General features: G+C 71.9%; 28 protein-coding genes. 17 read left to right on the top strand and 11 right to left on the bottom strand.

Features of this window, described 5'->3' with window-relative positions; all coding sequences use genetic code 11:
- Nucleotides 1–33 precede the first annotated feature (33 nt).
- Nucleotides 34–549, top strand: coding sequence for a hypothetical protein (locus OHN19_RS18720; RefSeq protein WP_330269856.1), 516 nt, complete (start codon nucleotides 34–36; stop codon nucleotides 547–549).
- Here the strand turns inward: OHN19_RS18720 and OHN19_RS18715 are convergent.
- Nucleotides 438–800 (bottom strand): alpha-L-rhamnosidase C-terminal domain-containing protein, encoded by a 363-nt coding sequence (locus OHN19_RS18715; RefSeq protein WP_330265274.1) that lies wholly within the window; start codon nucleotides 798–800, stop codon nucleotides 438–440. The genes OHN19_RS18720 and OHN19_RS18715 overlap by 112 nt on opposite strands.
- Nucleotides 801–1,238: 438 nt before the next feature.
- Here OHN19_RS18715 and OHN19_RS18710 point away from each other — a divergent pair, with 438 nt between their 5' ends.
- From OHN19_RS18710 to OHN19_RS18700, 3 genes are all read left to right on the top strand, one after another.
- Nucleotides 1,239–1,727, top strand: a complete 489-nt coding sequence (locus OHN19_RS18710; RefSeq protein ID WP_330265273.1) for a DUF3052 domain-containing protein — start codon at nucleotides 1,239–1,241, stop codon at nucleotides 1,725–1,727.
- A gap of 195 nt (nucleotides 1,728–1,922) precedes the next feature.
- Nucleotides 1,923–2,816, top strand: coding sequence for a glycosyltransferase family 2 protein (locus OHN19_RS18705; RefSeq protein WP_330265272.1), 894 nt, complete (start codon nucleotides 1,923–1,925; stop codon nucleotides 2,814–2,816).
- A gap of 373 nt (nucleotides 2,817–3,189) precedes the next feature.
- Nucleotides 3,190–6,600 (top strand): AfsR/SARP family transcriptional regulator, encoded by a 3,411-nt coding sequence (locus tag OHN19_RS18700; protein WP_330265271.1) that lies wholly within the window; start codon nucleotides 3,190–3,192, stop codon nucleotides 6,598–6,600.
- On the opposite strand, the gene OHN19_RS18695 is transcribed toward OHN19_RS18700, so the two are convergent.
- The 3 genes from OHN19_RS18695 to OHN19_RS18685 all read right to left on the bottom strand — a co-directional run bounded on the left by OHN19_RS18695 (nucleotide 6,601) and on the right by OHN19_RS18685 (nucleotide 9,790).
- A complete protein-coding gene (locus OHN19_RS18695; RefSeq protein ID WP_330265270.1) occupies nucleotides 6,601–8,292 on the bottom strand; it encodes a bifunctional 3'-5' exonuclease/DNA polymerase in 1,692 nt (563 codons plus the stop codon).
- A 48-nt stretch (nucleotides 8,293–8,340) separates the two neighbouring features.
- The gene (locus tag OHN19_RS18690) at nucleotides 8,341–9,087 is read right to left on the bottom strand and encodes a Clp protease N-terminal domain-containing protein (protein ID WP_330265269.1); all 747 of its coding nucleotides are present in this window, start codon (nucleotides 9,085–9,087) and stop codon (nucleotides 8,341–8,343) included.
- Nucleotides 9,088–9,163: 76 nt separating this feature from the next.
- Nucleotides 9,164–9,790 (bottom strand): LysE family translocator, encoded by a 627-nt coding sequence (locus OHN19_RS18685; RefSeq protein ID WP_330265268.1) that lies wholly within the window; start codon nucleotides 9,788–9,790, stop codon nucleotides 9,164–9,166.
- A gap of 144 nt (nucleotides 9,791–9,934) precedes the next feature.
- On the opposite strand from OHN19_RS18685, the gene OHN19_RS18680 reads away from it, so the two are divergent.
- Nucleotides 9,935–11,116 carry a DUF2786 domain-containing protein gene (locus OHN19_RS18680; protein ID WP_330269649.1) on the top strand — a complete coding sequence of 394 codons (1,182 nt, stop codon included), beginning with the start codon at nucleotides 9,935–9,937 and terminating at the stop codon, nucleotides 11,114–11,116.
- A gap of 46 nt (nucleotides 11,117–11,162) precedes the next feature.
- On the opposite strand, the gene OHN19_RS18675 is transcribed toward OHN19_RS18680, so the two are convergent.
- From OHN19_RS18675 to rpmB, 4 genes are all read right to left on the bottom strand, one after another.
- Entirely contained in the window at nucleotides 11,163–11,699 is a 537-nt protein-coding gene (locus OHN19_RS18675) for a DUF4232 domain-containing protein (RefSeq protein WP_330265267.1), read from the bottom strand.
- A gap of 170 nt (nucleotides 11,700–11,869) precedes the next feature.
- Nucleotides 11,870–12,376, bottom strand: a complete 507-nt coding sequence (locus OHN19_RS18670; RefSeq protein ID WP_330265266.1) for a hypothetical protein — start codon at nucleotides 12,374–12,376, stop codon at nucleotides 11,870–11,872.
- Nucleotides 12,377–12,440: 64 nt separating this feature from the next.
- Nucleotides 12,441–12,746: a 30S ribosomal protein S14 gene (gene rpsN, locus OHN19_RS18665; protein ID WP_330265265.1), complete on the bottom strand. Its 306-nt coding sequence runs from the start codon at nucleotides 12,744–12,746 to the stop codon at nucleotides 12,441–12,443.
- Nucleotides 12,746–12,982: a 50S ribosomal protein L28 gene (rpmB, locus tag OHN19_RS18660; protein ID WP_123762250.1), complete on the bottom strand. Its 237-nt coding sequence runs from the start codon at nucleotides 12,980–12,982 to the stop codon at nucleotides 12,746–12,748. Before rpmB ends, rpsN begins: the two co-directional genes overlap by 1 nt.
- 62 nt (nucleotides 12,983–13,044) lie before the next feature.
- Between rpmB and rpmG the strand changes: the two genes are divergently transcribed.
- The 5 genes from rpmG (at nucleotide 13,045) to OHN19_RS18635 (ending at nucleotide 15,573) form a co-directional block, all read left to right on the top strand.
- Nucleotides 13,045–13,209 carry a 50S ribosomal protein L33 gene (gene rpmG, locus OHN19_RS18655; protein WP_019753828.1) on the top strand — a complete coding sequence of 55 codons (165 nt, stop codon included), beginning with the start codon at nucleotides 13,045–13,047 and terminating at the stop codon, nucleotides 13,207–13,209.
- Between the two features lie 3 nt (nucleotides 13,210–13,212).
- On the top strand, nucleotides 13,213–13,461 hold the full coding sequence (locus tag OHN19_RS18650; protein WP_062033515.1) for a type B 50S ribosomal protein L31: 249 nt from the start codon (nucleotides 13,213–13,215) through the stop codon (nucleotides 13,459–13,461).
- The gene (locus OHN19_RS18645) at nucleotides 13,461–14,756 is read left to right on the top strand and encodes a GTP-binding protein (RefSeq protein ID WP_330265264.1); all 1,296 of its coding nucleotides are present in this window, start codon (nucleotides 13,461–13,463) and stop codon (nucleotides 14,754–14,756) included. The genes OHN19_RS18650 and OHN19_RS18645 overlap by 1 nt, the downstream gene beginning before the upstream one ends.
- A 6-nt stretch (nucleotides 14,757–14,762) precedes the next feature.
- Entirely contained in the window at nucleotides 14,763–15,005 is a 243-nt protein-coding gene (gene rpsR / locus OHN19_RS18640; RefSeq protein ID WP_330265263.1) for a 30S ribosomal protein S18, read from the top strand.
- Nucleotides 15,006–15,330: 325 nt separating this feature from the next.
- Nucleotides 15,331–15,573: a DUF397 domain-containing protein gene (locus tag OHN19_RS18635; protein ID WP_020141037.1), complete on the top strand. Its 243-nt coding sequence runs from the start codon at nucleotides 15,331–15,333 to the stop codon at nucleotides 15,571–15,573.
- Nucleotides 15,574–15,674: 101 nt separating this feature from the next.
- Here the strand turns inward: OHN19_RS18635 and OHN19_RS18630 are convergent, their stop codons facing one another.
- Nucleotides 15,675–16,193, bottom strand: coding sequence for an ATP-binding protein (locus tag OHN19_RS18630; protein ID WP_330265262.1), 519 nt, complete (start codon nucleotides 16,191–16,193; stop codon nucleotides 15,675–15,677).
- A 354-nt stretch (nucleotides 16,194–16,547) separates the two neighbouring features.
- Here OHN19_RS18630 and OHN19_RS18625 point away from each other — a divergent pair, with 354 nt between their 5' ends.
- The 6 genes from OHN19_RS18625 (at nucleotide 16,548) to OHN19_RS18600 (ending at nucleotide 22,059) form a co-directional block, all read left to right on the top strand.
- Nucleotides 16,548–17,372 (top strand): helix-turn-helix transcriptional regulator, encoded by an 825-nt coding sequence (locus OHN19_RS18625; RefSeq protein ID WP_330269648.1) that lies wholly within the window; start codon nucleotides 16,548–16,550, stop codon nucleotides 17,370–17,372.
- 112 nt (nucleotides 17,373–17,484) lie between these two features.
- Nucleotides 17,485–18,945, top strand: a complete 1,461-nt coding sequence (locus OHN19_RS18620; protein ID WP_330265261.1) for an aldehyde dehydrogenase family protein — start codon at nucleotides 17,485–17,487, stop codon at nucleotides 18,943–18,945.
- Between the two features lie 122 nt (nucleotides 18,946–19,067).
- Nucleotides 19,068–19,604, top strand: a complete 537-nt coding sequence (locus tag OHN19_RS18615; protein WP_330265260.1) for a DinB family protein — start codon at nucleotides 19,068–19,070, stop codon at nucleotides 19,602–19,604.
- A gap of 18 nt (nucleotides 19,605–19,622) precedes the next feature.
- Entirely contained in the window at nucleotides 19,623–20,264 is a 642-nt protein-coding gene (locus OHN19_RS18610; protein WP_330265259.1) for a PadR family transcriptional regulator, read from the top strand.
- Nucleotides 20,265–20,347: 83 nt separating this feature from the next.
- Nucleotides 20,348–21,301, top strand: a complete 954-nt coding sequence (locus tag OHN19_RS18605) for an ATP-binding cassette domain-containing protein (RefSeq protein ID WP_330265258.1) — start codon at nucleotides 20,348–20,350, stop codon at nucleotides 21,299–21,301.
- On the top strand, nucleotides 21,298–22,059 hold the full coding sequence (locus OHN19_RS18600) for an ABC transporter permease (protein WP_330265257.1): 762 nt from the start codon (nucleotides 21,298–21,300) through the stop codon (nucleotides 22,057–22,059). Before OHN19_RS18605 ends, OHN19_RS18600 begins: the two co-directional genes overlap by 4 nt.
- A 26-nt stretch (nucleotides 22,060–22,085) precedes the next feature.
- Here OHN19_RS18600 and OHN19_RS18595 read toward each other — a convergent pair whose 3' ends face one another.
- Together OHN19_RS18595 and OHN19_RS18590 are read right to left on the bottom strand one after the other, a co-directional pair.
- A complete protein-coding gene (locus OHN19_RS18595; RefSeq protein ID WP_330265256.1) occupies nucleotides 22,086–23,492 on the bottom strand; it encodes a glutamate decarboxylase in 1,407 nt (468 codons plus the stop codon).
- A gap of 30 nt (nucleotides 23,493–23,522) precedes the next feature.
- Complete coding sequence (locus OHN19_RS18590) at nucleotides 23,523–24,806, bottom strand: ion channel protein (protein ID WP_330265255.1); 1,284 nt, start codon at nucleotides 24,804–24,806, stop codon at nucleotides 23,523–23,525.
- 117 nt (nucleotides 24,807–24,923) lie between these two features.
- Between OHN19_RS18590 and OHN19_RS18585 the strand changes: the two genes are divergently transcribed.
- On the top strand, nucleotides 24,924–25,685 hold the full coding sequence (locus OHN19_RS18585; RefSeq protein ID WP_330265254.1) for a MerR family transcriptional regulator: 762 nt from the start codon (nucleotides 24,924–24,926) through the stop codon (nucleotides 25,683–25,685).
- The last annotated feature ends 10 nt before the right edge of the window (nucleotides 25,686–25,695 follow it).

Genomic DNA, 25,695 nt, shown 5'->3' with positions numbered 1-25,695 from the left:
CTCATCAGACCGCGCACACACGAGCGAGGAACCATGACGCGTTGGACTTCCGGCGGGAGATGCGCGGTCACACTGGCCACCCTCCTGACCGTCACCCTGAGCGGGTGCGGTTCCACGCCCGCCTACGTGACGTTGGAACGTGCCAGGACGCACGGGGTCGCCTGGCAGGTCGACGCCTGGGAGCAACAGGGCAAACTGTGCATCTTCGTGGATGGCCCCAAAGGCCCCAAAACCGCCGTGTCCTGGTCCTCGGGGGGCTGCGGATTCGACAACACACCTGGATCGGCCTACTTCGTGAACGGTTGGACCCCCGGCGCGGGGGACATGGACCTGGCTTTCGGCCCCCTGCCGGCCGACGCCACCCAGGTCCGGGTGGCGACTCGCGAGGTCATCGCCAGCAAGCCCCTCCCGTCCGATGCCGGTCTTCCACACGGCCGCTACTGGCTCTTCGTCTGGCCCTCGGGCTGGCCGAACAAGGCCGACGGCAAACAGGTGGGCCCCACGCCCCTGAACGCCTCGGGCAAACCCGTCGCCTTCACCAAATTCTGAAGACACCGAACCCCGGCCCTGTGGTCGGGGCAAGGGCCGGCCGGCCTCGCCGTGGCCGGGACGTGGATGTCCGCCGTCGTGTCCACCCGGACCCGGACCGCCAGGCGCAGGCGGTGGTCGACTCGGGTCCGGGAGACCGCGGCGGGGCCGCGGACGGCGTGGATCGAGGTGCGGGCCCGGTTCACCGCCGTACGGGCGTCGGGGCGGACGGGCGACCGGGTGTGGCGTCGGGGTCGGCCGGTCTCGTTCAACGGGCCCTGTCCGGCGGCGATTTACGGGTTACCTCCAATAACCGGCTGCCCGATTTGGTGGTCCGCTGCCCTGCGGCCGCCGTACCGGCCTGGCTAGCGTCCCTGCATGAGGCGAGGCAAGCGCATCGGAACGAGCCGCGGCACGTCCTTACGACGCGTGCGGGACAGGGCGATTCAGCGGCGGGAGCAGGTCAGGGCCGGGGCCTGGCGCAGACGGTTCGGCCGGCGCGCGGAGCAGGCTCGGCCTTGGCTCCAGTTCCTGGCGGACCTTGCCACGCTTCTCGCGCGGTTGGTGCGGTAGGGGTGGGTGCCGGGTGCCGGGTGCCGGGTGCCGGGTGCGGAGCTGTGCGACTGCCGTGTCAGGAGGGACATCCTCGGTGCGGGCCGTCAAGCTGGGAGGCAGGACAGGGCGGGCGGGGCGGCGCGTGGAGGTGGCACATGGTGGGAGCGGGGTCGGGTGTTGGGGCGGGGGCTGGGTCTGCGCCGGGCTCGGGGTCTGGGCGGGGTCCGGGGTCCGGGGCGGCGGGTGGTTACAGCGGTACGCCGCTCGCCAAGAAGCTCGGTATCAAGGCGGGGCACCGGGTACGGCTGTCCGGCGCGCCCGACGGGTGGGACATCCCGGGGTTGCCCGACGACTGCGATCTCGCCGCCGGCGGTCCGCGCGGGGCGGATGTCGTGGTCGTCTTCCATCGCGAGTACGCGAGGCTCGCGGTCGAGGCGGCCGGGCTGGTCGAGGACCTCGCGGATCAGGCCGCGCTGTGGATCGCCTGGCCGCGGAGGGCGGCCGGCCATGTCAGCGACATCACGGAGAACGCGTTGCGGGAGGTCTTCCTGCCACTCGGAGTCGTGGACGTGAAGGTCGCGGCGCTGGGGGAGGACTGGTCGGGCCTGAAGTTCGTACGCCGGAGGGAGAACCGGCGGGGGTGAGGGGCGGGGGCGGTTCGGTGCGGGTCGCTGTCCGTGGGTGGGACCGAGGTGAGTCGTGGTTGCTGGTCCGATCCGACAAGGCGCCCCTCCACACCACCCCACCCCTCACCCCCATCCCCACCCCCCAACAAGTCCTTACCGTGAACGGCTAGCATCGCCGCGGTTGATGGCCGTCGGTTTGAGGGGACGTGGGACATGGGCGAGCCGAGGGTCGCCGTCGCCGTGGTGACGATGGGGAACCGGCCCGACGAGGTCGACGCGTTGTTGCGGTCCGTGGCCAAGCAGGACCTCCCCCCGGCCCGGATCGTGGTCGTCGGCAACGGCTGCCGGCTGCCCGAGTTCGCCGAGCGGCTCTCCCTGCCCGGCGAGGTCACCACCCTCGACGTCGAGGAGAACCTCGGCTGCCCCGGAGGGCGCAACGTGGCGCTCGCCCGCCTGCGGGACTTCGGCGACATCGACGTGGTCGTGGAACTCGACGACGACGGCCTCCTCGTGGACGCCGATGTGCTGCGCCGCGTACAGGAGTTGTTCGCGGCCGACGAGCGCCTCGGCATCGTCGGCTTCCGCATCGCCGACGAGCACGGCGAGACCCAGCAGCGGCACGTCCCCCGCGTCGGCGCCTCCGACCCGCTGCGCGGCGGATACGTCACCGGCTTCCTCGGCGGCGGCCACGCCTTCCGCATGACCATGCTCGCCGAAACCGGTGACTGGCCCGCCGAGTTCTTCTTCGCCCACGAGGAGACCGACCTGGCCTGGCGGGCCGCCGACCTCGGCTGGCGCATCCTGTACGCGCCCGAACTCCTGCTCCAGCACCCCAAGACTTCACCGGCCCGGCACGCCATCTACTACCGCGTCAACGCCCGCAACCGCGTCTGGCTGGCCCGGCGCCGACTGCCGCTGCCGCTCATCCCGGTCCACCTCGCGGTGTGGACGGCGCTCACCGTGCTGCGGACGAGGTCGTCGAGCGGACTGCGCGCCTGGTTCGCCGGCTTCGTCGAGGGCGTACGCCAACCCGCCGGTGAACGGCGGCCGATGCGCTGGCGAACGGTGTGGCAGCTCACCCGACTGGGCCGCCCGCCCATCATCTGAGACCACGTGAGACCACGTCCCGCAGAGAACGGGACGAGGACCCCGGTCGCTCACCTCCGCCGACCGGGGCCCTCTCGCGTCCCACGGATCCGGCCGCGACGGCGACACTCCCCCGAGTTGCGCGTCGTACGCGCGCGCCCTCGGGCCAGATCCGATGTAGTGATCACATCAGGTTGCGCCAACAAATCGCTAACATGTGGCCAACGCATCTACGTTTTGTTGTTCGCAGCCTGGCGTGAAGTCGACGGCGTCGATGGGGAACCGATGGTGTGGAAGCGCGGCGTGGTAGCGGATTCCGGCATCGGTCGGTGTCGGGTGGCTGGCGGGAAACCGTCGTGAAGAGGGCGGGTTTCCGCCAGAAGTGGGCGGCGTGATGGGGCGCGGATCGCAGTCGGGGCTGCGGTTCGGACTGCTCGGGCCGCCGATTCTGTACGACGGCCAGGACGGCGCCGGTGTGCGCGTGGTCGGCAGCCGCAAGCAGCGGATCCTGCTGGCCGCGCTGCTCCTCGAAGCCGGCCGGGTCGTCTCCACCAAGTCCCTCAAGGAGGCGCTGTGGGGGAGCACCCCGCCGGCCTCCGCCAAGGCGTCCCTGCACAACCACGTCTCCCGGCTGCGCCGGCTGCTCGACGACCCCGACCGGCTCCAGGCGGTGGCCCCCGGCTACCTGCTGCGCATCGCACCCGGCGAACTCGACGTCCAGCTCTTCGAGAGTCACGCCGCCCGGGCCCGCGGAGCCCACGCCGACGGGAACTGGCCCGAGACCGTCCACGCCTGCGCGGCGGCCCTCGCACTGTGGCGCGGCGCGCCGCTCAGCGGAGTCCCCTCCGAACTCGCCGGCTACGCCCTCGTGCAGCGCCTGGAGGAGGCCCGACTCCTCCTTCTGGAGTGGCGCTACGACGCCGAGCTCGCGCTCGCCCCCACCCGACCGGACGCCCTCGTCCCCGAGCTCTCCGCGCTCGCCGCCGAACACCCGCTCCGCGAGTCCTACCACCGCCAGCTGATGCTCGCCCTCCACCGCACCGGCCGCCAGGCCGAGGCCCTCGCCGTCCACCGCGACCTCCGCACCCGCCTCATCGAGGAACTCGGCGTGGAGCCGGGACCCGCGGTCCGCGCGGCCCATGTCGAGGTACTGCGCGGGGGAGCGGCGCTGCTGGGAACCGGATCCGTTCCCGGCTGGCCCGGCCGCCCCAACAGGGCCGGCGGCCGGGCGGACGGTCCCAAAGAAGTGCAGGGTGCTGACGCCCGCGACCGAGCCGACGGCACAAACGCGACGGGCGACGCGGACGACACACACGCGGACGATGCGACCGACGCGACCGCAGCAGACAGTGCGAAAGCAACAGGCCCCGCAGCAGAGGCCGTTGCCATCGATCAGGCGCGCCAGGGCGACCGGACGACCGCCCCCGGCGCCTTCCCGGCAAGCGCTATGCGCGGAGACACCCCGCCCACGTCCACGCTCTCCAGGACTCCCAGGACCCCGTCACCGTCCCCCGACGCCGACCCTCCCCACGCCGAAGCCAACGCAGAAGCCAACGCCGCCCCCCTCCCCTTCCCCCGCCCCGCCCAACTCCCCCCACTCCCCGGCCACTTCACCGGCCGCCTCACCACCCGCCGCGACCTCCACCGCGCCCTCACCTCCGGCCCCGGCCCCGGCCTGGGCGTCATCAGCGGCATGGCCGGTGTCGGCAAGAGCGCGCTCGCGCTGCATGTCGCCCATGGGCTGCGCGAACGCTTCCCCGACGGGCAGCTCTACGTCAATCTCCAGGGCGCGACCCCGGGAATGACCCCCCTCACCCCGGCCCAGGCCCTCACCGCCCTGCTCCGCGACCTCGGGGCCGACCCGCGCAGCATCCCCGAACACCCGGACGCGGCAGCCGCGTTGCTGCGGTCGCTGCTCGCACCGACCCGCACGCTCATGGTCCTCGACGACGCGGCGAGCGCCGCCCAGGTACGTCCCCTGCTCCCGGCCGGCCACGGCTGCGCGGTCATCGTCACCAGCCGTTCCCCCCTGACCGCCCTCGACGACGCCCACCGCTTCCCCCTCACCCCCCTCTCGGCCGAGGAGAGCGCGGAGTTGCTGCGCGCGGTATCGGGCAGAGACGGCCGCGACATCCCCGCCCGGGAGACCGCACCCACCGACGCCACCCCCTTCGACACCACAGCCCCCACCCCCACCCCCATCGACGCCACCCACCCCCTCATAGAACTCACCGGCCGCCTCCCCCTCGCCCTCCGCGTCGTCGCCGCCCGGCTCGCCGCGCGGCACGCGCTCACCCCCGACGTCCTCGCCGACCAACTCGCCGCCACCGAGGACCGGTTGCGGCACCTGGAGTACGACGACCTCTCCGTCCGCCGCTCCCTCGCCGTCGCCCATGACGCCCTCGCCGCCTCCGGACGGCGGTCGGACCGTGACGCCGCTCTCGCGCTGTGCCGCATCGGCGCCCTCGACCTGCCCACCTACGGCGTCCCCCTCGTCGCCCGGCTACTCGGCACCGACGGCGGCGACGAGTCCCGTGCCGAGGACGCGCTCGACCGCCTCGTGGACGTGGCTCTCCTGGAGGAGACGGCATACGGCCGCTACGCCCCGCACGGCCTGGTCCGCGACTTCGCGAGGGAGCTCGCGGGCACCGGGCACGCGCCCGACATCGCCCGCACCACCCTGCGCTGGTACGCAGCCGTGGCCGAGCGGGCGCTGACCGCCCTCGTCGAACCCGGGCTCGACCTGGACGACCGCCGCCGTCCGACCGCCGCGCAGCCTCCCGAGCACGCGGCGCACGTCCTCGCCATCGCGCCCTTCCCGTCCTCCGACAAGGCCTTCGCCTGGGCCGAGTCGGAGCTGGAGAACATCGTCGCCCTGGTCGAACGGCACCTGGACACCCCCGACGAACGCGCCGCCGCCCATGTCTCCACCCTGCTGCGGCTGCTCTCCCCTTTCCTCCAGCGCAGCGGCCGGGTCGCCGAGACCGAGTTCCTCGGCCGGGCCGCGCTCACGGTGGCGCGGCGGCTCGGTGACGAGGCGGCCGAGGCGTGCGCCCTGGGCGATCTGGCCGGCCTGCACTTCCTGACCGGCCGGCACGGCGACGCCCTCGACCTCAACGACCGGGCCCTCGCCCTCTGGCGGCGGCTCGGCGCGGACTCCTGGATCCGCCGCTGCCTCAACAACCGGGGCCTGCTGCTCGAAGGCCTCGGCCGGTACGCCGAGTCGGGGGAGGCGCTGCGCCAGAGCCTCGCCTACGCACGGCGGTTGAACGACCCCTTCGGCGAGGCAGTGACCCACAGCAACCTCGGCAACCTCCACGAGCACACCGACCCGCGCGCCGCCATCGAGCAGCACCGCCGCTCGCTCGCCATCGGGGAGCGGACCGGCAGTGTGGTCGTACGGCACTCCGCGCACTGCAACATCGGCTACGCCCACCTCACTCTCGGCGAACCGGCCGCCGCCCTGGCCCACTTCGAGGAGAGCCTGCGCATCCTCGGCAGCCCCGGCGACTGGCACGGCGAGTCGCAGAGCCGCCTCGGCCTGGTCCGCGCCCTGCGCCTGATCGGCCACGGTGAACGCGCCGCCGCCGAGTGCGCGGAACTGCTGCGCCGCGCCGACTCCCGCGCCGACCGCTACACCGGTGCCCTCGCCCGCCACCAGTACGGACTCCTGCTGCGGGAGCGGGGCAGCACCGAGGAGGCGCACGCGCAGTGGCGGGCCGCTCTCGACGCGCTGGACGGCACTGACGAGCAGACGGTGCTCCAGGAACTCATCGCTCTCCTCGACGACTCGGGCTTACGCTGATCACTTCGCGTCCGCATAGCACTCCACCACCGCCGTCGTGAACGGGAACCGCACCGGCGTCTCCCCGAAGGTCAGCCGTCCGGCCAGTGCCGAGGCCTCCCGGATCGCCGCCACGACCGCCTCGGCCTCCTCCTCGGGACAGTGCACGATCACCTCGTCGTGCTGGAAGAAGACCAGCTCGGCCGCCATCCCCGCACAGGACTGCCGCAGCGCGGCGAGCAGCAGCAGGGCCCAGTCGGCGGCGCTGCCCTGCACCACGAAGTTCCGCGCGAACCGGCCGCGGGCGCGGGTGTTCGTGGAGGCGTACCCGGGCACCCAGCCGTCCTCGCCGGTAGCGGGCTGTCCCGCCGGGTCGTCCTGGGGGATCCCCGCCTCCTCCGCGTCGCCCGCCCCGGCCGCCGGCGGGCAGGTCCGCCCCAGCCAGGTCCGCACCAGCCGGCCCTCCTCGCCCGCGCGGGCCGCTTCGTCGACGTACGCCACCGCCTTGGGGAAGCGGCGTCTGAGCGCGGCGAGGTTCTTCAGGCCGTCGCCGGAGGTCTGGCCGTAGACCGCGCCGAGCACCGCGATCTTCGCCTGGTTGCGGTCGCCGGAGAAGGCCCGGTCGGAGACGGACTGGTACAGGTCGCTCTCCCGGCCCGCCACCTCCATCAGCCCGGGGTCACGGGAGATCGCCGCCAGCACCCGCGGCTCCATCTGGTCGGCGTCGGCGACGACGAGCCGCCAGCCGGGGTCGGCGACCACCGCCCGCCGGATCACCTTGGGGATCTGCAGGGCGCCCCCGCCGTTGGTGACCCAGCGGCCGGTGACCGTGCCGTGGGCCATGAACTCGGGCCGGAAGCGGCCGTCCCGTACCCAGTCCTGGAGCCAGGACCAGCCGTGGGCGACCCAGATGCGGTACAGCTTCTTGTACTCGACCAGCGGCTTCACGGCCGGATGGTCCACGGACTCGATCTCCCAGCGGCGGGTGGACTTCACCTTGATGCCGGCCTGGGCGAACGCCTTGATGACGTCGGCGGGCAGATCGGGCCGCACCCGGCGCCCGAAGGCCTCGGACACCTCGTCGGCGAGTTCGGCGAGGCGCCGGGGCTCGCCGCCGCCCGCGTACCGCTCGCCGAGCAGTTCGTGCAGCACCCGGCGGTGGGTCTCGGCGCTCCACGGCAGGCCCGCGTGGTTCATCTCGGCGGCCACCAGCATCCCCGCCGACTCGGCGGCCGTCAGCAGCCGCATCCGGTCGGGGTGCGCGGTGGCGTCATGCCGGCGCTGCTGGCCGGCGTACACCTCGGCGAGGTCGGCCAGCGGGAGATGGACGCCCTGCGGTTCGAACAGGGGGGACTGGGAGCCCGGTTCGGCGGAGCGCAGGGGAGGGTCGGGGGGTACCGGGCCGCCGCGCAGCCGGGCCAGGGCGGCGGCCGCCGAGCGCGGCTCCCCGGACCGCCCCGCGTGGCCCAGCAGGAGGGTCTCGGCGTCCTCGATGTCGTAGCACCGCTCCACCCGCACCCCCGCGGCGAGCAGGCGCGGGTAGATCTCGGGGGTGGACCGCCACACCCAGCGCGCCACCTCCGGCCGCCGCCGTACGGCCTCGGCCGGATCCGCCTCCCGCAGCACCGGCCCGGCGGGCAGCCCGTCGGGGCCGAGGGGGGCGAGCTCCACGCCACCGTCCTCGGCCGGGGCGAGAACCCAGCGGTCGGTCATGGTTGCGAGTGTGGCAGGAGGGTCTGACAACGGACCTTTCGGACAGGCTCAGGCGCCCGTGTCCGTGCTGTCCTCGCGCTCCTGCGTGATCTTGGCGAGGGCGGCGGCGATGTTCTGCTCCGTGGCGGGCTTGGTGATGCCGAGACCCGACAGGATGCCCTCGCCGTTCTCGAACTCCAGCAGGGCGAGCAGGAGGTGTTCGGTGCCGACGTAGTTGTGGCCGAGGCGCAGGGCCTCACGGAAGGTGAGTTCCAGGACCTTCTTGGCGTCCGAGCCGTAGGGGACGAGCTGCGGCGGCTCCTCGGCGGCGGGCGGCAGCGCGGCGGAGGCGGCCTGGCGCACGCTGTCGAGGAGGACGTCCTGTGCCCTGATCGCCTGGGCGGCGAGCGCCTCGGGCTCGGCCAGCAGGCCCAGGATCAGGTGCTCGGGGCGGCCCTCGGCACTGCCGGCGGCGACGGCCTCGTTGTGGGCGGCCATCACCACGTGACGGGCTCGCGGGGTGTACCGGCCGAAGCCCTGGTCGGCGCTCAGGTCGGCGGACTCCTTCGGCACGAACCGCTTCTGCGCCGCCTGCCGGGTGACGCCCATGCTCCGGCCGATGTCCGTCCAGGAGGCGCCCGAACGCCGGGCCTGGTCCACGAAGTGGCCGATCAGATGGTCGGCCACCTCCCCGAGGTGGTCCGCGGCGATCACCGCGTCCTGGAGCTGGTCGAGGGGCTCGACATGGACCTTCTTGATCGCCGAGATCAGGTCGTCGAGCCGTACGGATGACGTGATGGCGGGATTCGCTGTCATGGTGTCAACGTTAGGTTGACAGTCCAAGAGTGTCAACCGAAGGTTGCGCTTACTTGGACGTCAACCAGAGGTCGCCCTACTTCGGCGAGGCCACCAACCGCACCGCGAGCCCCGTGAACACCGACCCGCTGAAGATGTTCAGCCCCCGCGCCACCCGCCGACTGCGCCGCAGCAGCGCCGAGAGCTTCCCGGAGAGCAGTCCCGTCAGGCCGTCCACGACCACGCCCATGACGGTGATCGTGAGGCCGAGCACCAGGAACTGCCCCCACACATGGCCCTTCCCGGGCGCCACGAACTGGGGCAGGAACGCCACGTTGAAGAGGATCACCTTGGGGTTGAGCAGATTGGTGACGGCCCCCTGCCAGAAGGCCCGCCGCATCCCCGGCCCGGCCGGCGCCCCGTCCTCCCCAGGCACCGAACGGTCCCGGAACGCCCTCACCGCGAGGTACAGCAGATAGGCCGCGCCCGCCCAGCGCAGCACGTGGTACAGGGTCGGCAGGGACTGGAACAGCGCGGAGAGGCCGAGCGCGGCGGCGACCGTGTGCACGAACATCGCCGAGGCCACGCCGAGCGCCGCCATCACCCCGGCGGTGGGGCCGCCCCGGCCGCCCATCGCCACGATGAACATCATGTCGGGGCCGGGAGTGACACAGAGCGCGAAGGCGGCGACGAGAAAGGCCGCGTAGAGAGACATGTCCATCATGCCGCCATGCTTGGAGCGGCACGCGCGCGTGGGCGACCGATTTTCGGGGGGTGAGACGATCGCCCCGTGAGCAGCGGTTCGAGCAGCGGCAAGAGTGGCGGTACGGGCGGCGGCGGGGGCCGCGGCCGCACCAGGGGCGGGGGTATGGGCGGCAAGGGCACAGGTGCGGGTGGTGACAAGGGCCGCAGCAAAGGCACCAGTACCGGCGACGGCACCGTCGACCGTGCTTTCCAGGCCGCCCTCTTCTCCGACGACGACACCGCCCTGGACACCGGCGCCTCCCTCCTCGCGGCCGACCCCGGCGCGGACGCCGAACTGGCCCGGCGCGGCGCCGAGTTCGTGGCGCAGGCCTGGCGGCGCGGCTGGCAGCCCGCCGACGTCGTCCGCATGGTGCGGCGCGAACTGGACGAGCCGCACGTACGGCTCGCCGCGGCCCTGATCCGCGCACAGGCCCCCGACGACCGCCCGCGCGGTCACCGCTGGGCCGCGCAGCTCGCCCGGCTGGAGGAGCCGGACCCGAACACCCCCCGCCCCGACCGCTTCCCGCACGCCACCGCCGTACTGGAGCTGTACCGCCTGCTGCTGCGGCTGCCCGCACTGGAACCGCTGGAGGAGCCCCGGCAGGGACACCAGGGCGACGGCCGGATGCTGGGCCGTATCCGCGCGCTGCTCGCCAAGGCGGAGGCGACCGGGTTTCCGGAGGAGGCGGAGGCGCTCACCGCCAAGGCGCAGGAGCTGATGGCCCGGCACAGTGTCGACGAGGCGCTGCTGGACGCGCGGGCGCCCGCCAAGGACGCGCCCGGGGCCTGCCGGATCGGGGTCGAGCCGCCGTACGAGCAGGCGAAGGCGGTGCTGCTGGACGCGGTGGCGACGGCCAACCACTGCCGGGCCGTGTGGAACGAACCGCTCGCCTTCTCCACGGTCGTGGGCTTCGAGTCGGACCTGGAGTCGGTCGAACTCCTCTACACCTCGCTGCTGGTGCAGGCGCAGTCCGCGATGGCCAGGGCGGAGGCGGCCCAGCGGGCGGGCGGCCGCAAGCGCACCAAGACCTTCCGGCAGTCCTTCCTCGCGGCCTACGCCCACCGCGTCGGCGACCGGCTGCGGGCCGCCGCCGAGACCCCGGTGACCGAGGACCTGCTGCCGGTCCTCGCCTCCCGCGAGGTCGCCGTCACCGACCGCATGGACCGCATGTTCCCCGAGACCACCACCACCCGCCTGCGCGGCGTCACCGACGAGGCGGGCTGGACCGAGGGCGCCCAAGCAGCCGACCGAGCCCGGGTCGACAACCACCCCCGCCTCGGTCACCGGACCGATCGGGCGACCTGACCGCTCCCGCCCTCAGACCGCTCCCGCCCTCAGACCGCTCCCGCCCTCAGTCCCCCGCCTGGGCGAAGGCGCTGACCGACGCGTTCAGGGCGTCCGCGGTGCCGTTCTTGCCCTGGACCGGGCCGTACGACCACTTGTAGCTCTTCCGGGTGCCGTCCCCCGGCAGGGCGATGCCCAGGGTCCGGACGTCCAGGCTCCCCGCGGCGCCCGGCTCGGCGCGCACGTACGTGATCGTGAAGCTCGCGGTGTCGCCCTTGGCGAGGGTCAGTTTCTGGGGCTGCGCGGCCTTGTCCTCGGCGAGGCCGACCGTACTGTCCGACGCCTTCAGGTCGACCGCCGGGAAGCCCTCCAGCGTGCACGGCGCGCTCTGGTTGGTCAGCGTGACGGGGATGTTGCCGGTGTCGCCGGCGGCGGGAGCCACGTTGGCGGGACCGACCTCCAGGTCGACCGTGCCGAGCGCACAGGCCGAGCCGCTCTTCGGGCTCGCGCTCGCGCGGTCGGCGGAGCTGTCACCGCCGTCGTCGCAGGCGGTGAGCAGCAGGGCCGCGGCGAGAGCGGTGACGGCGAGAGGGGCGGCGCGCATGTGAAGTCCTCTGATGTGAGCGATCCGGTGTGAGCGATCCAGTGCATGGATCATCACGCACGACGGGACCCACCGGTTGCCCGCCCCCACCCACACCCTCGCCACGACCCGGGACCCGCCGTCGTTACGGCCCGAGGCCCGCCGTCGCTACGACCCGGGACCCGCCTCTCCTACGACCCGAGCCCCGCCGTCGGGAAATCGCTCGGCAGCTTTCCGCCCTCGGCCTTCATGAAGCTCTCCGTGCCGAGGGACCCCTGCCACCTCACCTTGAGCGCGGTCTTGCTCACGGACTCGACCGTGCCCACGGCGCGGTCCTTGTTGCCGTCCGTGCACTTGAGGCGGATCGTTTCGGCGCTCGCCGTACCGCTGCACACCGATCCACCGGTGGCGAAGAGCGCGGCCTGATCGCCGTTGACCACCAGCACCACGGCCTTGCCGCCGGCGGTGGTGAGCCAGCTGCCCGCGACCTTGCCGGACGCGGACGACGACGTACCGCCGGCGCCGCCGCCGTCCCCGGAGGCCGACGCCGAGGGCGTGGGCGACGCGCTGGACGAGGACTCGTCCTCAGAGTCCCCGCCCCCGCTGCACGCCGTCAGGACGAGCACGCCCACCAGCCCCGCGGCCGCGAACCCGGCCCGTCGGCGCGACACGGTGCGCGAGAAGTTCGCCGTAGTCACTGGAGGCTCCCAAGCTGTAGCGGCCGCACGGATCGCAGCAAGCTACCAGCCTCACCCGGGAGAGTTACCAGGACGATTTGCGGACACCTGGCAGATGTCCCGCGTGCGCGTGCTCCCGCAGCCCCACCCGGGACAGCCCGAAGGCCCGGAAGTAGCCGCGCGGACGGCCGTCCACCTGATCGCGGTTACGCACGCGCGTGGCGCTCGCGTCCCGCGGCTGGCGCCGCAACTCCCTCTGGGCGGCGAGCCGTTCGGCGTCGCTGGAGGACGGCCTGCGGATGATCTCCTTCAGCTCGGCGCGCCGCTCGGCGTACCGCGCCACGATCTCCTGGCGCTGCTCGTTCTTCGCGATCTTGCTCTTCTTCGCCATCAGACCTTCCCTCCCCGGGCCCGGATACGGGCGACGGCCGCCTCGACGCCGATCGTGTCGACGGTCCTGATCCCCTTCGCGCTCAGCCGCAGCCGCACGTACCGGCCCTCGCTGGGCAGCCAGTACCGCTTGGACTGGATGTTGGGGTCGAAGCGGCGCGAGGTGCGCCGGTGGGAGAACGAGATGTGGTTGCCGAAGCCGGGCCGGGCGCCGGTCAGCATGCAGTGGGCGGACAAGGGTGACGCACCTCTCTCGGAGTCGTGTCGTTAATGGAATTCATTTTCAGTAAGATAGCAGCATGGCACGCAACGAACTCCGCCCCGTCATCAAGCTGCGGTCCACCGCCGGGACCGGCTTCACCTATGTCACCCGCAAGAACCGCCGCAACGACCCGGACCGTATGACCCTGCGGAAGTACGACCCGGTCGTCGGCCGCCACGTCGACTTCCGAGAGGAGCGCTGACCGATGCGCCAGGGAATCCACCCCGCCTACGGCCCCGTCGTCTTCCGTGACCGTGCCGCGAACCACGCCTTCCTGACCCGCTCGACGATGACGAGCGAGAAGACGATCGAGTGGGAGGACGGCCACACCTACCCGGTGGTGGACGTCGAGATCTCGAACGTCAGCCACCCCTTCTACACCGGCACCGCGCGCGTGCTGGACACCGCGGGGCGTGTCGAGCGCTTCGAGCGCCGGTACGGAAAGCAGGGCTGATGCTCTCCGTCGTGATCGTCGGCGGGCTGCACGCCGACGCCCGCAAGGCGGCCATTGCGCGGCTCCTCGCCGACGTGCCGGGCAGTGTCGTCCTCCATCACGACCTGGCGACGGCCGCGGCCGGCACCGTCGTACGGACGATCCGCGACGCCACCGGCATCCTGTCGGCCGGCGAGACACCCCTGGTCAACGACTGCGCCTGCTGTGCGCTGAGGGAGGACCTGGTCCCGGAGCTGCGGCGCCTCGACGCGGCCGGGACGCTCCGCCTCGCCGTCGTCGAACTGTGGGACTCCGTCGAGCCCAAGGCGATGGCCGAGGTGGTCGCGGCCGGCGGCCTCACCGTCACCGGCGTGATCACCGCGGTCGACCCGGCGCTCGTCCTGCCGTACCTCGGCAACGGCGACGACCTCGCCGACCGCGGCCTCGCCGCCGCGGCCACGGACCAGCGCACCGTCGCCGACACCTTCGCCCGCCAGCTGGAGTACGCCCCCGTCCTCGCCGTCCTCGACTCCCCGGAGGCCGACGAGGAGGACCACGAACTCCTCACCCAACTCCACCCGACGGCCCACCGGGTCCCGATCAGCGGTGACCGGCACTCCGGCCGGCCTGCGGACGGGCCCACCGGACACCCAGGAGAACACCCGGAGAGCCGGTTCACCGAGCACCCCGGAAACCGGCTCACCGAGCTCCACGGACACCGGCCCACCGACGCAGCCGCCACCCACCACCCCCTACGCCCGTCCGCGCCCTCCGCGCACTCCGCCCTCGCCCGCGCCGCGCTCGCCGGCTTCGACGTGGAGTCCGCGGCCGCGGCCCAGCACCCGGCCTGTGCTCGGCTGCCCGCCGAGGCCGACGCGCACGGGGTGGCCACGCTCGTGTGGCATCGCCGCCGGCCGTTCCACCCCGAGCGGCTCTACGAGGCACTGGAGGACATCACCTGCGCGGCCGCCCGCAGCCGGGGCCGGTTCTGGCTCGCCGACAAGCCGGACGTGCTGCTGCACTGGGACGCGGCCGGGGGCGCCCTGTGCGTGGAGAGCGTCGGCCCCTGGCTCGCCTCCCTCCCGGACGCGGCGTGGGACATGGTCCCGCCGGTGCGCCGGGCGGCCGCCGCCCTGGACTGGCACCCCGAGCACGGCGACTGCTGCCAGCACCTCGTCTTCACCTCGCCCGGACTCGACCGCGACGGACTCGAACGGCTCCTGGAGTCCTGCCTGTTGACCGATGCCGAGTACGCCGCGGGCCGCGACGCCTGGAAGCAACTCCCGCCCGCCTTCGACACCCTCCTGGAGGTCTGACCCCCCATGCCGCCCCGCAAGCTCGACCGCAAGCCCGCCAAGAACCGCCCCAACCCGCTGGACGTGGCCGGCATCACCTACATCGACTACAAGGACACCGATCTGCTGCGGAAGTTCATCTCCGACCGCGGCAAGATCCGCAGCCGCCGGGTCACCCGCGTGACGGCCCAGCAGCAGCGCCTGCTCGCCCGCGCGATCAAGAACGCCCGGGAGATGGCGCTGCTGCCGTACAGCTCCGGCTCACGCTGACCCCGTCGACCCCCTCGCCCCCTGACGCCCCCGCCACCTCGTCTGCTCGTGCAGTGGCAGATGCAAGCCGACCGGACCGGGACGAGGAGGGTGGAACACCCGGGGCCCCGAATGCGTCTCTTCCTGTGCACGAGGCATGCGAAGCGGGCCCCGGGGCACCTGAGGGAACGTATTGAGGGCCCCACACGTCACATCTGTAACCGCAGGAACACCCCTCGTGCACGTGCATCTGCTCATGCATCTGCACGTGAACAGAGCTATGATCCGGACCAGTTGACCACTGCATCACTGGCCACATGGCCACCGCACCACCGGGGAGCGACCTGTGGACCTCGACGTGTACAACGGCATGGCGGCCACGCATCTCCGCGATGTGGCCTGGCAGAAGAGTCGGCACAGCAACTCGCAGGGTTCCTGCGTGGAGTTCGCGCGCCTGCCCGACGGCGGGGTGGCGGTCCGCAACTCCCGCTTCCCGGACGGTCCCGCGCTCGTCTACACGCGCGCGGAGATCGAGGCGATGCTCCTGGGCATCAAGGACGGCGAGTTCGACCACCTGATAGCGGGCTGATCCCCGGCCACCCGCGGGCGACCGGGGGTGGCCGGGCGTGACCGGTCGGACGCGCGGCGTAACGCGCGTAGAACCGCGGCGTCGTAAAACGCCGCGGTGCGTCAGTCGGCCGCGCCCTGGGGGGCGGTCGCCGGCTGGAGGCGGAACAGCGCCCAGACCACCTTGCCGCCCAGCGTGCCCGACATCGGGTGCCACCCCCAGCTGTCGCTGAAGGAGTCGACGAGGAAGAGCCCGCGTCCCGACTCCGCGGAGAAGTCGTCGGAGTCGCGCGCCACCGGACTGTCCTGGCTGGGGTCGCGCACCGCGCACACCAGCCGCCCGGTCCAGCGCATCAGGTGCAGCCGCACCGGCGGGTTGTGCTCGCCCGCGCTCACACTGCCGGCCGGCATCGCGTGCCGGAGCGCGTTGGTGACGAGCTCGGAGACCACCAGGCAGACGTCGTCGAAGCGGTCGCCCAGCTCCCACTGGTCCAGCGTTCTGCGGGTGAACCTCCGTGCGTCACCGACCGCTTCGTAGCGGGCGGGAAGGGAGCAGGAGGCGGCGTCGGACACGGCCGCGGGATCCAGCGGCGGAAGGCCCTGCCGTAACGGCTCGAGCATGGTCGATCCATTCGTCCCCATGCGAGGCACTCCCGGGAATTCGCGGTCGTTGCGATGCAGCGGTTGCGCGGGACCATGGTTTCGGATGAGCGGTGCAGATGCAAGGTGCAGATGCACGTGCACGTGACCGAATTGGACCCTCCCGTACCGCTTGTTGGCCATTTTTTCCGCCATCTTCCCCCCTCTTTCTTGCCTCTTCCTCTCCTTCGCCTCCCTCCCGCCGCTCCGGTCCTGTGCAGAATCTTTGGCTTCTTGCCATATCTGTAATCGGACGAGTACTGCTCGGAGTGTTTTAGTGGCAGACTTCGGCCCCTGAAGACGTTGGGGAGGCTGGCGAACGTGAGCGCGGGAGAGCCCGGATCGGTGGTGCGGCGGATGCTGCTCGGCTCGCAACTCAGGCGGCTGCGTGAGGCACGGAACATCACGCGGGAAGCGGCGGGTTACTCGATCCGCGCGTCCGAGTCGAAGATCAGCCGGATGGAGTTGGGCCGGGTGAGCTTCAAGACGCGTGACGTGGAAGACCTGTTGACGCTCTACGGCATCACGGACGAGCAGGAGCGTGCCTCGCTGCTGTCCCTCGCCCGCGAGGCCAACGTCGCGGGCTGGTGGCACAGTTACTCCGACGTCCTGCCGAGCTGGTTCCCCACCTATGTGGGCCTGGAGGGCGCGGCCTCCCTCATCCGCGTCTACGAGGTCCAGTTCATCCACGGGCTGTTGCAGACCGAGGCGTACGCACGTGCAGTCGTCCGGCGCGGGATGAAGGGCGCCAGCGAGGCGGACGTGGAGAAGCGGGTCGCGCTGCGGCTGGAGCGGCAGAAGCACCTCGCCGACCCCGGCGGGCCCGAGTTCCACGTGGTGCTCGACGAGGCGTCCCTGCGCCGGCCCTACGGCGACCGCCAGGTGATGCGCGGACAGCTCCAGCACCTCATCGACATCTCCGAACGCCCCAACGTACGGCTCCAGGTCATGCCGTTCGGCTTCGGCGGCCACTCCGGCGAGAGCGGCGCGTTCACGATCCTCAGCTTCACCGAGTCCGACCTGACCGACGTGGTCTATCTGGAGCAGCTCACCAGCGCGCTCTACCTGGACAAGCGCGAGGACGTGGCGCAGTACGAGAAGGCGCTCAAGGAGCTCCAGCAGGACAGCCCGGGTCCGGACGAGAGCCGGGATCTTCTGCGGGGTCTCCTCCAGCTCTCCTAGGGTTCTCCCCAGAAGATTGCTCTGCGTGCCCAACTGGCGTGTCGCGCAAGTACGATGACGTGAGATCAGACCGTGACGTTGATCGTGTGTCTGCTAGTGATTTGGGGATCACATGTCGTCGTACTTCACCGACCTGGCCCAGCAGTACATCGACGGTGAGTGGCGCCCGGGTACCGGTTCCTGGGACATCATCGACTTCAACCCGTACGACAACGAGAAGTTGGCGTCGATCACCATAGCCACGGTCGACGAGGTCGACGAGGCGTACCAGGCCGCCGCCCGCGCGCAGAAGAAGTGGGCCGAGACCAACCCCTACGCCCGCCGCACGGTGTTCGAGACGGCGCTCCGGCTGATCGAGGAGCGCGAGGGGGAGATCGCCGAGGCGATCATCGCGGAGCTCGGCGGCACCCGCCTGAAGGCCGCCTTCGAGCTCCACCTCGCCAAGGAGTTCCTGCGCGAGGCGGTCAACCTGGCGCTGCGCCCCGAGGGCCGGATCATCCCCTCGCCGGTGGACGGCAAGGAGAACCGCGTCTACCGCGTCCCGGTCGGTGTGGTGGGCGTGATCAGCCCCTTCAACTTCCCCTTCCTGCTGTCGATCAAGTCGGTCGCCCCGGCGCTCGCGCTCGGCAACGCCGTCGTCCTCAAGCCGCACCAGAACACCCCGATCGTCGGCGGCGCCCTGGTCGCGAAGATCTTCGAGGACGCGGGCCTGCCCGGCGGTCTGCTCAACGTCGTGATCACCGACATCGCGGAGATCGGCGACGCCTTCCTGGAGCACCCGGTCCCCAAGGTCATCTCCTTCACGGGTTCGGACAAGGTCGGCCGGCACGTGGCCACCGTCTGCGCCGCGAACTTCAAGCGCTCGGTCCTCGAACTCGGCGGCAACAGCGCTCTGGTGGTCCTCGACGACGCCGACATCGACTACGCGGTCGACGCCGCCGTCTTCAGCCGCTACGTCCACCAGGGCCAGGTCTGCATGGCCGCCAACCGCGTCCTGGTCGACCGCTCGGTCGCCGAGGAGTTCACCGAGAAGTTCGTCGCCAAGGTCAGGAGCCTGAAGACCGGCGACCCGCGCGACCCCGAGACGGTCATCGGCCCGGTCATCAACTCCTCGCAGGCGGACGCCGTCTCGTCCGCCGTCGAGCAGGCGATCGCCGACGGCGCGACCGCCCTGGTGCACGGCACCGCCACGGACAACCTGGTCGAGCCCTCGGTCCTCACCGACCTCCCCGCGAACTCGCCCCTGCTCAAGCAGGAGCTCTTCGGCCCGGTCGCCCTCCTCGTCCCGTTCGACGGCGAGGAGGAGGCGGTGCGCCTGGTCAACGACACCCCGTACGGCCTCAGCGGCGCGGTCCACACCGCGAACATCGAGCGCGGTGTCGCCTTCGCCAAGCAGATCGACACCGGCATGTTCCACGTCAACGACGGCACCGTGCACGACGAGCCGATCGTCCCCTTCGGCGGCGAGAAGCACTCCGGCATCGGCCGCCTGAACGGCGACACCATGCTGGACTCCTTCACCACCACCAAGTGGATCTCGGTCCAGCACGGCCGGAGCCGCTTCCCGTTCTGATGTCCGACTGATTTCTCGTGCGCCCCGGGCCCTTGCGGACAGCACCTGTCCGCAAGGGCCCGTAGCTTCGTCGGTGTCGGGGGAACAGCCCCTCGGCTCCACGCAAGCGAAAGGCGGCGGCCATGGTCATGCACGTTCCCGCGGAGGAGTACGGCGACGAGCGCGGCGCGCTTCTGTCCTTCCTGGAGGAGCAGCGCGGCGGCATCCGGCGCGCGGTGCTCGGGCTGACCGACGAGCAGGCGTCCAGCAGGCCCAGCGCGAGCGAGCTCTCCCTGGCCGGGCTGGTCAAGCATGTCGCCGAGGTCGAGCAGAGCTGGATCGCCCGGGCCAGGGGCGAGGAGCCGGCCGTACAGCGGGAGCCGTCGAACTGGCACGAGTGTTTCGCGCTGGTCGGTGACGAGACCGTGGCGTCGCAGCTGGCGTACTGGGAGAAGGTCGCCGCCGAGACGGAGGCGTTCGCCCGGTCGGTGCCGAGCCTCGACGAGACCTTCCCGCTGCCGGACCAGCCCTGGTTCCCGCCGGGGGGCCGGGTCTCCGTGCGCTGGGTGCTCCTGCACCTGATCCGCGAGACGGCCCGGCACGCGGGCCACGCCGACATCATCCGGGAGTCCCTGGACGGGAAGACCGCGTTCGAGCTGGTGGCCCTCGCCCAAGGGTGAGGCCATAACCTGGACCGCATGTCAAGCATCCGTCTCCTCGTGCTGGGCGCGGTGCGCCAGCACGGGCGGGCCCATGGCTACCAGGTGCGCAACGACCTGGAGTACTGGGGCGCGCACGAGTGGTCCAACGCCAAGCCCGGCTCGATCTACCACGCCCTGAAGCAGATGGCGAAGCAGGGGCTGCTGCACGCGCACGAGATCGCACCCTCCACGGCCGGCGGCCCGCCGCGCACCGAGTACGAGATCACCGACCTGGGCACCGAGGAGTTCCTGCGGCTGGTGCGCGAGGCGCTGACCTCCTACGACCAGAAGATGGACATCAAGTCGGCGGCCATCGGCTTCATGGTCGACCTGCCACGCGCCGAGGCGGTCGCCCTTCTCGAGGAGCGCGTCCGGCGCATCGACGAGTGGCGCTCCGCCGTCCTCGAGCACTACGTGCCCGAGGACGGTCCCGAACAGCTCGGTCACATCGGCGAGATCATGAACCTCTGGATCCACACGGCCGACGCCGAGGCCGAGTGGACCCAGGGGCTCATCGCCCGGATCGAGGGCGGGGCGTACACCTTCGCCGGCGAGGGCGAGCCGTTCGTCGGCGTCCTCGCCGAGGGTGAGGAGAACCCGTACGCGACGGGGGAGCGGCACCCGGAGGACGCCCGCTAATCAAGTTTGACGAGTCCGAGTGCGGGCATTACTTTGGAGCTGTAGTCAAGTTTGACTACAGGCTGATTCCGGAGGGGAGCCCGATGACCGACGCGATCGTCGCGGAAGGCCTGCGCAAGCGCTACGGCGACAAGGACGCCCTGGACGGGCTCGATCTGCGGATCGCGCCCGGCAGCGTCCACGGCGTGCTCGGCCCGAACGGAGCCGGCAAGACGACCCTGGTCCGTGTCCTGGCCACGCTGCTGCGGCCGGACGGGGGCCGCGCCGAGGTGGCGGGCCACGACGTGGTGCGCCAGGCCTACGAGGTACGGCTGCGCATCGGCCTGCTCGGCCAGCACGCGGCCCTCGACGAGGAACTCGGCGGCCACCAGAACCTGGAGATGTTCGGCCGCCTCCACCACCTGGGCGCCCGCCACGCGCGCCTGCGTGCCGACGAGCTCCTGGAGCGCTTCGGGCTCGCCGACACCGGCCGCAAGCCGGTCCGCGCCTACAGCGGCGGTATGCGGCGCCGACTGGACCTCGCGGCCTCCCTGATCCGTGACCCGGAGGTGCTGTTCCTGGACGAACCCACCACCGGCCTCGACCCGCGCGGCCGCGCCGAGGTCTGGGCCGCGGTCCGCTCCCTGGCCGGCGGCGGCACGACGGTCCTGCTGACCACCCAGTACCTGGAGGAGGCCGACCAGCTCGCCGACCGCATCTCCCTCGTCGACGGCGGCCGGGTCGTCGCCGACGGCACCGCGGACGAGCTCAAGGCCCGCACCGGCGGCGACCGCATCGACGTCGTCCTGCGCGACGCGGGTCAACTGGGCGCGGCGGTCGCCCTGTTGCCGCTCGACGCGGCCACGGTCTCCGTCGACGCCGACCGTCGGCTGCTCAGCGCCCCGGTCACCGACCGGATGGCGGCGCTCTCCGGTGTCGTACGGGCTCTGGAGGCGGCCGGGATCGAGGCGGAGGACGTGGTGCTGCGCCGGCCCACGCTGGACGAGGTGTTCCTGCACCTCACCGGCGACCAGAACCGAGTGAAGGAGGCCGTGTGAGCACCTACGCGCTGACCGATTCCTGGACCATGACCCGGCGTGAACTCGCCCACTGGGCACGGCAGCCGGTGCGGGTCGTCGTCGGGCTCGTCTTCCCGGTGATGCTGCTGGTGATGTTCGGCTACCTCGTCGGCGGCGGGCGGGGTGTGGAGGGGGACTACGTCGACTATCTGGTCCCCGGGATGCTCGCGCTGACCATGGCGTTCGGGCTGGAGGCGACCATGATCGCCGTCACCCAGGACCTCAACAAGGGCGTGATCGACCGCTTCCGGTCCATGCCGATGGCCAACGGGGCGGTCCTGGTGGGCCGTTCGGCCGCCGACATGCTCCAGTCCGCGCTGAGCCTGACCGCGATGATCGGCGTCGGCCACGCGATCGGCTGGCGGACCCACGGAGGCGTCGGCGGACTCCTCGCGGCGGTGGGCCTGTTGCTGCTCTTCCGGTTCGCCATGCTGTGGATCGGCATCCACCTGGCCATGGTCGCGGGCAGGCCGGAGATGGTCCAGGCGGTGCAGATCCTGGTCTGGCCGGTCGGCTTCCTCTCCAACGCCTTCGCCACCCCCGACTCCATGCCCGGCTGGCTGGGCACGGCCGTCGAGTGGAACCCCCTGTCCCACACGGCGACAGCGGTACGCGACCTGGTGGGCGGCCCCGGCGGCGAACCGGGGCACGTGTGGGCGGCGATCGCATGGCCGCTGGCCCTCCTGGCGGTGTTCTTCCCCCTGGCCGTCAGGAGGTTCACGCGGCTGAGCCGTTAGGTCCCGGTGCGGACCTCGGGGCGTTCCTAGTGGTGGAAGCCCGTCGCCGCCCCCTTGTCCTGCGTGTACGGGTGCGGCTGGCAGCGGAGTTCGGGGAGCAGTTGGGTCAGGTCGTCCACGAACAGGTCGGCGAGGTCGGCCGAGAAGCCGTTGCGGCAGACGACTCTGAGCACGGACAGGTCCTCGCGGTTCGGCGGGAAGGTGTACGCGGGGACCAGCCAGCCGCGCTCGCGCAGCCGCCGCGACACGTCGAAGACGTCGTACGCCTCGACGTCCGGTGCCGTGGTGAAGGCGAACACGGGGAGTTCGTCGCCCCGGGTCAGCAGCCGGAAGTCGCCGAGCGCCGCCACGCGTTCGGCGACACTGCGGGCCACGTCCCGGGTGGACTGCTGTACGGCCCGGTACCCCTCGCGGCCCAGCCGGAGGAAGGTGTAGTACTGCGCGACCACCTGCGCGCCGGGGCGGGAGAAGTTGAGGGCGAAGGTCGGCATGTCGCCGCCCAGGTAGTTCACGCGGAAGACGAGCTCCTCGGGCAGGGCCTCCGCGTCCCGCCACAGCGCCCAGCCGACCCCGGGGTAGACCAGCCCGTACTTGTGACCGGAGGTGTTGATCGACGCCACGCGCGGCAGCCGGAAGTCCCACACCAGGTCCTCGTCGAGGAAGGGCGCGACCATGGCGCCGGACGCCCCGTCGACGTGCACGGGGACGTCCAGGCCGGTGCGGTCCTGGAGCTGGTCGAGTGCTGCGCAGAGGTCCGCGATCGGCTCGTAGGAGCCGTCGAAGGTGGAGCCGAGGATGCCGACGACCCCGATGGTGTTCTCGTCGCACAGCTCGGCCGCGGCCTGCGGGTCGAGGTGGAAGCGGTCGCCCTCCATGGGCACCAGCCGGGCCTCCACCTCCCAGAAGTTGCAGAACTTCTCCCAGCACACCTGGACGTTGACCCCCATGACCAGGTTCGGTCGCGCCCCCGGGTAGCGGTCGGCGTTGCGCCGGGCCCAGCGCCTCTTCAGCGCCATCCCCGCGAGCATGCACGCCTCGCTGGAGCCGGTCGTCGAACAGCCCACCGCGGCCGAGGGATCCGGCGCGTTCCACAGGTCGGCGAGCATCGCCACGCAGCGCCGCTCCAGCTCGGCGGTGCGCGGGTACTCGTCCTTGTCGATCATGTTCTTGTCGCGGCACTCCGCCATCAGGATCCCGGCCTGCGGTTCCATCCAGGTCGTGACGAAGGTGGCCAGGTTCAGGCGGGAGTTGCCGTCCAGCATCAGCTCGTCGCGGACCAGCTGGTGGGCGGTCGCCGGGGGCATCGGGGCGGTGGGGAGCCGGTGCTTGGGCGGGGCCTCGGCCATCCCGCCGACCGGATCGGCCACGCCGTAGAAGGGATTGACGGACATCGGGCGCTCGTCGGGCTTCTCGGGCCCTTGGTGCAGTGGCATGGGCGTGCCTCCTGTAGGGATCAACGTGGGTCAGCGGATGGGGGTTCCGTCCGCGCGCAACTGCATCTGCGGCCGCCCCGTCACCAGCAGCCAGGCCGTGAGGGAGCCGATGCACAGCAGCGCGAGGATCGCGGGTGAGGCCACCAGTACGGCGGCGGTGAACAGGCTCACCCAGGCCTGCCGGGTGACGGCGAGCAGCACGCCGAGCACCCCGGCCGCCACGCCGAGGGCGGGGTGCACGGAGTCCACGAGCGCATGGGCGCACAGCCCGAAGGCGACGCCCACGAAGACGGCCGGGAAGATCCGCCCGCCCCGGAAGCCGCAGGAGGCGGCGACGAGCAGCGCGGCCAGCTTCACCACCGCCATGGTGGCGAACTCCCCGGCCGACCAGCCCTCCGGGGCCGCCGCCAGCTCACCGATCTCGTCCAGCCCCTTGAAGAGCGTCAGATGGCCCCCCACGGCCGCCAGCAGGCCCAGGACGAGCCCGCCGGCGGGCAGCGCCAGCATCGGGTGCCGCAGCCGTACGAAGGCGCCGTGGACGTACGGCAGGGCGAGCACGGCCGCCATCCCGAGCAGCGCCGCCGCGGACGCGACCACCAGCATCGCCAGCAGGTCGCCCCAGCCGGGCTGACCGAAGGCGGGCAGATGCAGGTCGAAACTCGGTTCGGCCACCAGGGTGATCGTCAGCGCGCCGGCCGTGGCCGCCACCAACGGCCCGAACACGTTGTCCCACAGCGCGCCCCTGACCTGCCGCCCGGCCAGCGCCTCGGAGATCACCAGCGCCGCCGCCACCGGCGTCCCGAACAGCGCGCCGATCGTGCCCGCCTCCGCCAGCGCAGGCCACAGCCCGCGCGGCATCCGCGGGACCAGTCGGCACCCCGCCCAGAAGGCGAGCGCCACGTTCACCGCGATCAGCGGGTTCTCGGGGCCCAGGCTCGGGCCGCCCGCGAGCATCAGCGCGGTCGCGAGGACCAGTCCCGGCAGCACGGCGGGCGGCAGCACGGGGGCGTTCAGCCCCATGGTGGCCGGATCGGGCCCGGCGTGCCCGGGCACCTTCCACACCACCAGGCCCACGGCCACCCCCGTCGCCGTGAGCACGAGGAGCATCCACAGCACGGAGTACCGGCCCACGCCCAGTGCGTCGGGCAGGTTCCGCCACAGCACGTGTTCGAGCTGCTCCGCCGCCGCGCTCACCCCGACCAGCAGCAGACTCGCGGCCACGCCGACCAGCAGGGCGGGCAGGATCAACGGCAGCAGGGCGCGCGCCGGGGTCGCCGGGGCGGCGGGTGCCTGCTGCGCGGTGTCCTGGGCCACGGGCTCACGATAAGCGGACAAAACGGGCATGACATCTGGAGATGTCCCTGCCGGGCTTGCACCTCACGCGGCGTGAGGAGCCACCGTGGAGCGCGTACCGAGAAGGGAGCGGACGAAGTGAGCTACTCCGTGGGACAGGTCGCGGGCTTCGCCGGCGTGACGGTGCGCACCCTGCACCACTACGACGACATCGGCCTGCTCGTGCCCGGCGAGCGCAGCCACGCGGGTCACCGGCGCTACGGCGACCAGGACCTCGACCGGTTGCAGCAGATCCTGTTCTACCGCGAGCTCGGCTTCCCGCTCGAGGAGGTCGCCGCCCTGCTCGACGACCCGGCCGCGGACCCGCGCGCGCACCTGCGCCGCCAGCACGAACTGCTGACCGCCCGGATCGAGAAGCTCCAGAAGATGGCGGCGGCCGTCGAACACGCCATGGAGGCACGCACGATGGGCATCAACCTGACCCCGGAGGAGAGGTTCGAGGTGTTCGGCGACAAGGATCCCGAGCAGTACGCCGAGGAGGCCGAACAGCGCTGGGGCGGCACCGAGGCGTACGCCGAGTCCCAGCGCCGCGCCGCGCGCTACACCAAGGACGACTGGAAACGCATGCAGGCCGAGGTGGCCGACTGGGGCGAGCGCTACGACGCCCTGATGGCCGCCGGTGACCCCCCGACCTCGAAGGCGGCCATGGACATGGCCGAGGAGCACCGGCAGCACATCTGCGGCTGGTTCTACGACTGCCCGTACGAGACGCACCTCGGTCTGGCCGAGATGTACGTCTCGGACGAGCGTTTCAAGGCGTTCTACGACTCCATGCGCGAAGGCCTCGCCGAACACCTGAGGGACGCGATCAGGGCCAACGCGGCCCGGCACGCCTCCTAGAGGTCGTGAC

The sequence above is a fragment of the Streptomyces griseorubiginosus genome (genome assembly GCF_036345115.1).
GTDB lineage: Bacteria > Actinomycetota > Actinomycetes > Streptomycetales > Streptomycetaceae > Streptomyces > Streptomyces griseorubiginosus_C.
Note: the sequence above shows the minus strand (reverse complement) of the source record. Positions and strands in the feature narration are given on the sequence as shown.

Excerpts from the sequence above, each read along its gene's own strand:
- OHN19_RS18680 (WP_330269649.1), top strand. The coding sequence starts at position 9,935 with ATGGGCGGCAAGGGCACAGGTGCGGGTGGTGACAAGGGCCGCAGCAAA.
- OHN19_RS18610 (WP_330265259.1), top strand. The coding sequence starts at position 19,623 with ATGTCAAGCATCCGTCTCCTCGTGCTGGGCGCGGTGCGCCAGCACGGG.
- OHN19_RS18720 (WP_330269856.1), top strand. The coding sequence starts at position 34 with ATGACGCGTTGGACTTCCGGCGGGAGATGCGCGGTCACACTGGCCACC.
- OHN19_RS18625 (WP_330269648.1), top strand. The coding sequence starts at position 16,548 with ATGCTGCTCGGCTCGCAACTCAGGCGGCTGCGTGAGGCACGGAACATC.
- OHN19_RS18700 (WP_330265271.1), top strand. The coding sequence starts at position 3,190 with ATGGGGCGCGGATCGCAGTCGGGGCTGCGGTTCGGACTGCTCGGGCCG.
- OHN19_RS18695 (WP_330265270.1), bottom strand. The coding sequence starts at position 8,292 with ATGACCGACCGCTGGGTTCTCGCCCCGGCCGAGGACGGTGGCGTGGAG.
- OHN19_RS18710 (WP_330265273.1), top strand. The coding sequence starts at position 1,239 with ATGGTGGGAGCGGGGTCGGGTGTTGGGGCGGGGGCTGGGTCTGCGCCG.
- rpsN (WP_330265265.1), bottom strand. The coding sequence starts at position 12,746 with ATGGCGAAGAAGAGCAAGATCGCGAAGAACGAGCAGCGCCAGGAGATC.
- OHN19_RS18675 (WP_330265267.1), bottom strand. The coding sequence starts at position 11,699 with ATGCGCGCCGCCCCTCTCGCCGTCACCGCTCTCGCCGCGGCCCTGCTG.
- OHN19_RS18650 (WP_062033515.1), top strand. The coding sequence starts at position 13,213 with ATGCGCCAGGGAATCCACCCCGCCTACGGCCCCGTCGTCTTCCGTGAC.
- OHN19_RS18645 (WP_330265264.1), top strand. The coding sequence starts at position 13,461 with ATGCTCTCCGTCGTGATCGTCGGCGGGCTGCACGCCGACGCCCGCAAG.
- OHN19_RS18690 (WP_330265269.1), bottom strand. The coding sequence starts at position 9,087 with ATGACAGCGAATCCCGCCATCACGTCATCCGTACGGCTCGACGACCTG.
- OHN19_RS18595 (WP_330265256.1), bottom strand. The coding sequence starts at position 23,492 with ATGCCACTGCACCAAGGGCCCGAGAAGCCCGACGAGCGCCCGATGTCC.
- rpsR (WP_330265263.1), top strand. The coding sequence starts at position 14,763 with ATGCCGCCCCGCAAGCTCGACCGCAAGCCCGCCAAGAACCGCCCCAAC.
- rpmG (WP_019753828.1), top strand. The coding sequence starts at position 13,045 with ATGGCACGCAACGAACTCCGCCCCGTCATCAAGCTGCGGTCCACCGCC.
- OHN19_RS18620 (WP_330265261.1), top strand. The coding sequence starts at position 17,485 with ATGTCGTCGTACTTCACCGACCTGGCCCAGCAGTACATCGACGGTGAG.
- OHN19_RS18705 (WP_330265272.1), top strand. The coding sequence starts at position 1,923 with ATGGGCGAGCCGAGGGTCGCCGTCGCCGTGGTGACGATGGGGAACCGG.
- OHN19_RS18630 (WP_330265262.1), bottom strand. The coding sequence starts at position 16,193 with ATGGGGACGAATGGATCGACCATGCTCGAGCCGTTACGGCAGGGCCTT.
- OHN19_RS18685 (WP_330265268.1), bottom strand. The coding sequence starts at position 9,790 with ATGATGGACATGTCTCTCTACGCGGCCTTTCTCGTCGCCGCCTTCGCG.
- OHN19_RS18605 (WP_330265258.1), top strand. The coding sequence starts at position 20,348 with ATGACCGACGCGATCGTCGCGGAAGGCCTGCGCAAGCGCTACGGCGAC.
- OHN19_RS18615 (WP_330265260.1), top strand. The coding sequence starts at position 19,068 with ATGGTCATGCACGTTCCCGCGGAGGAGTACGGCGACGAGCGCGGCGCG.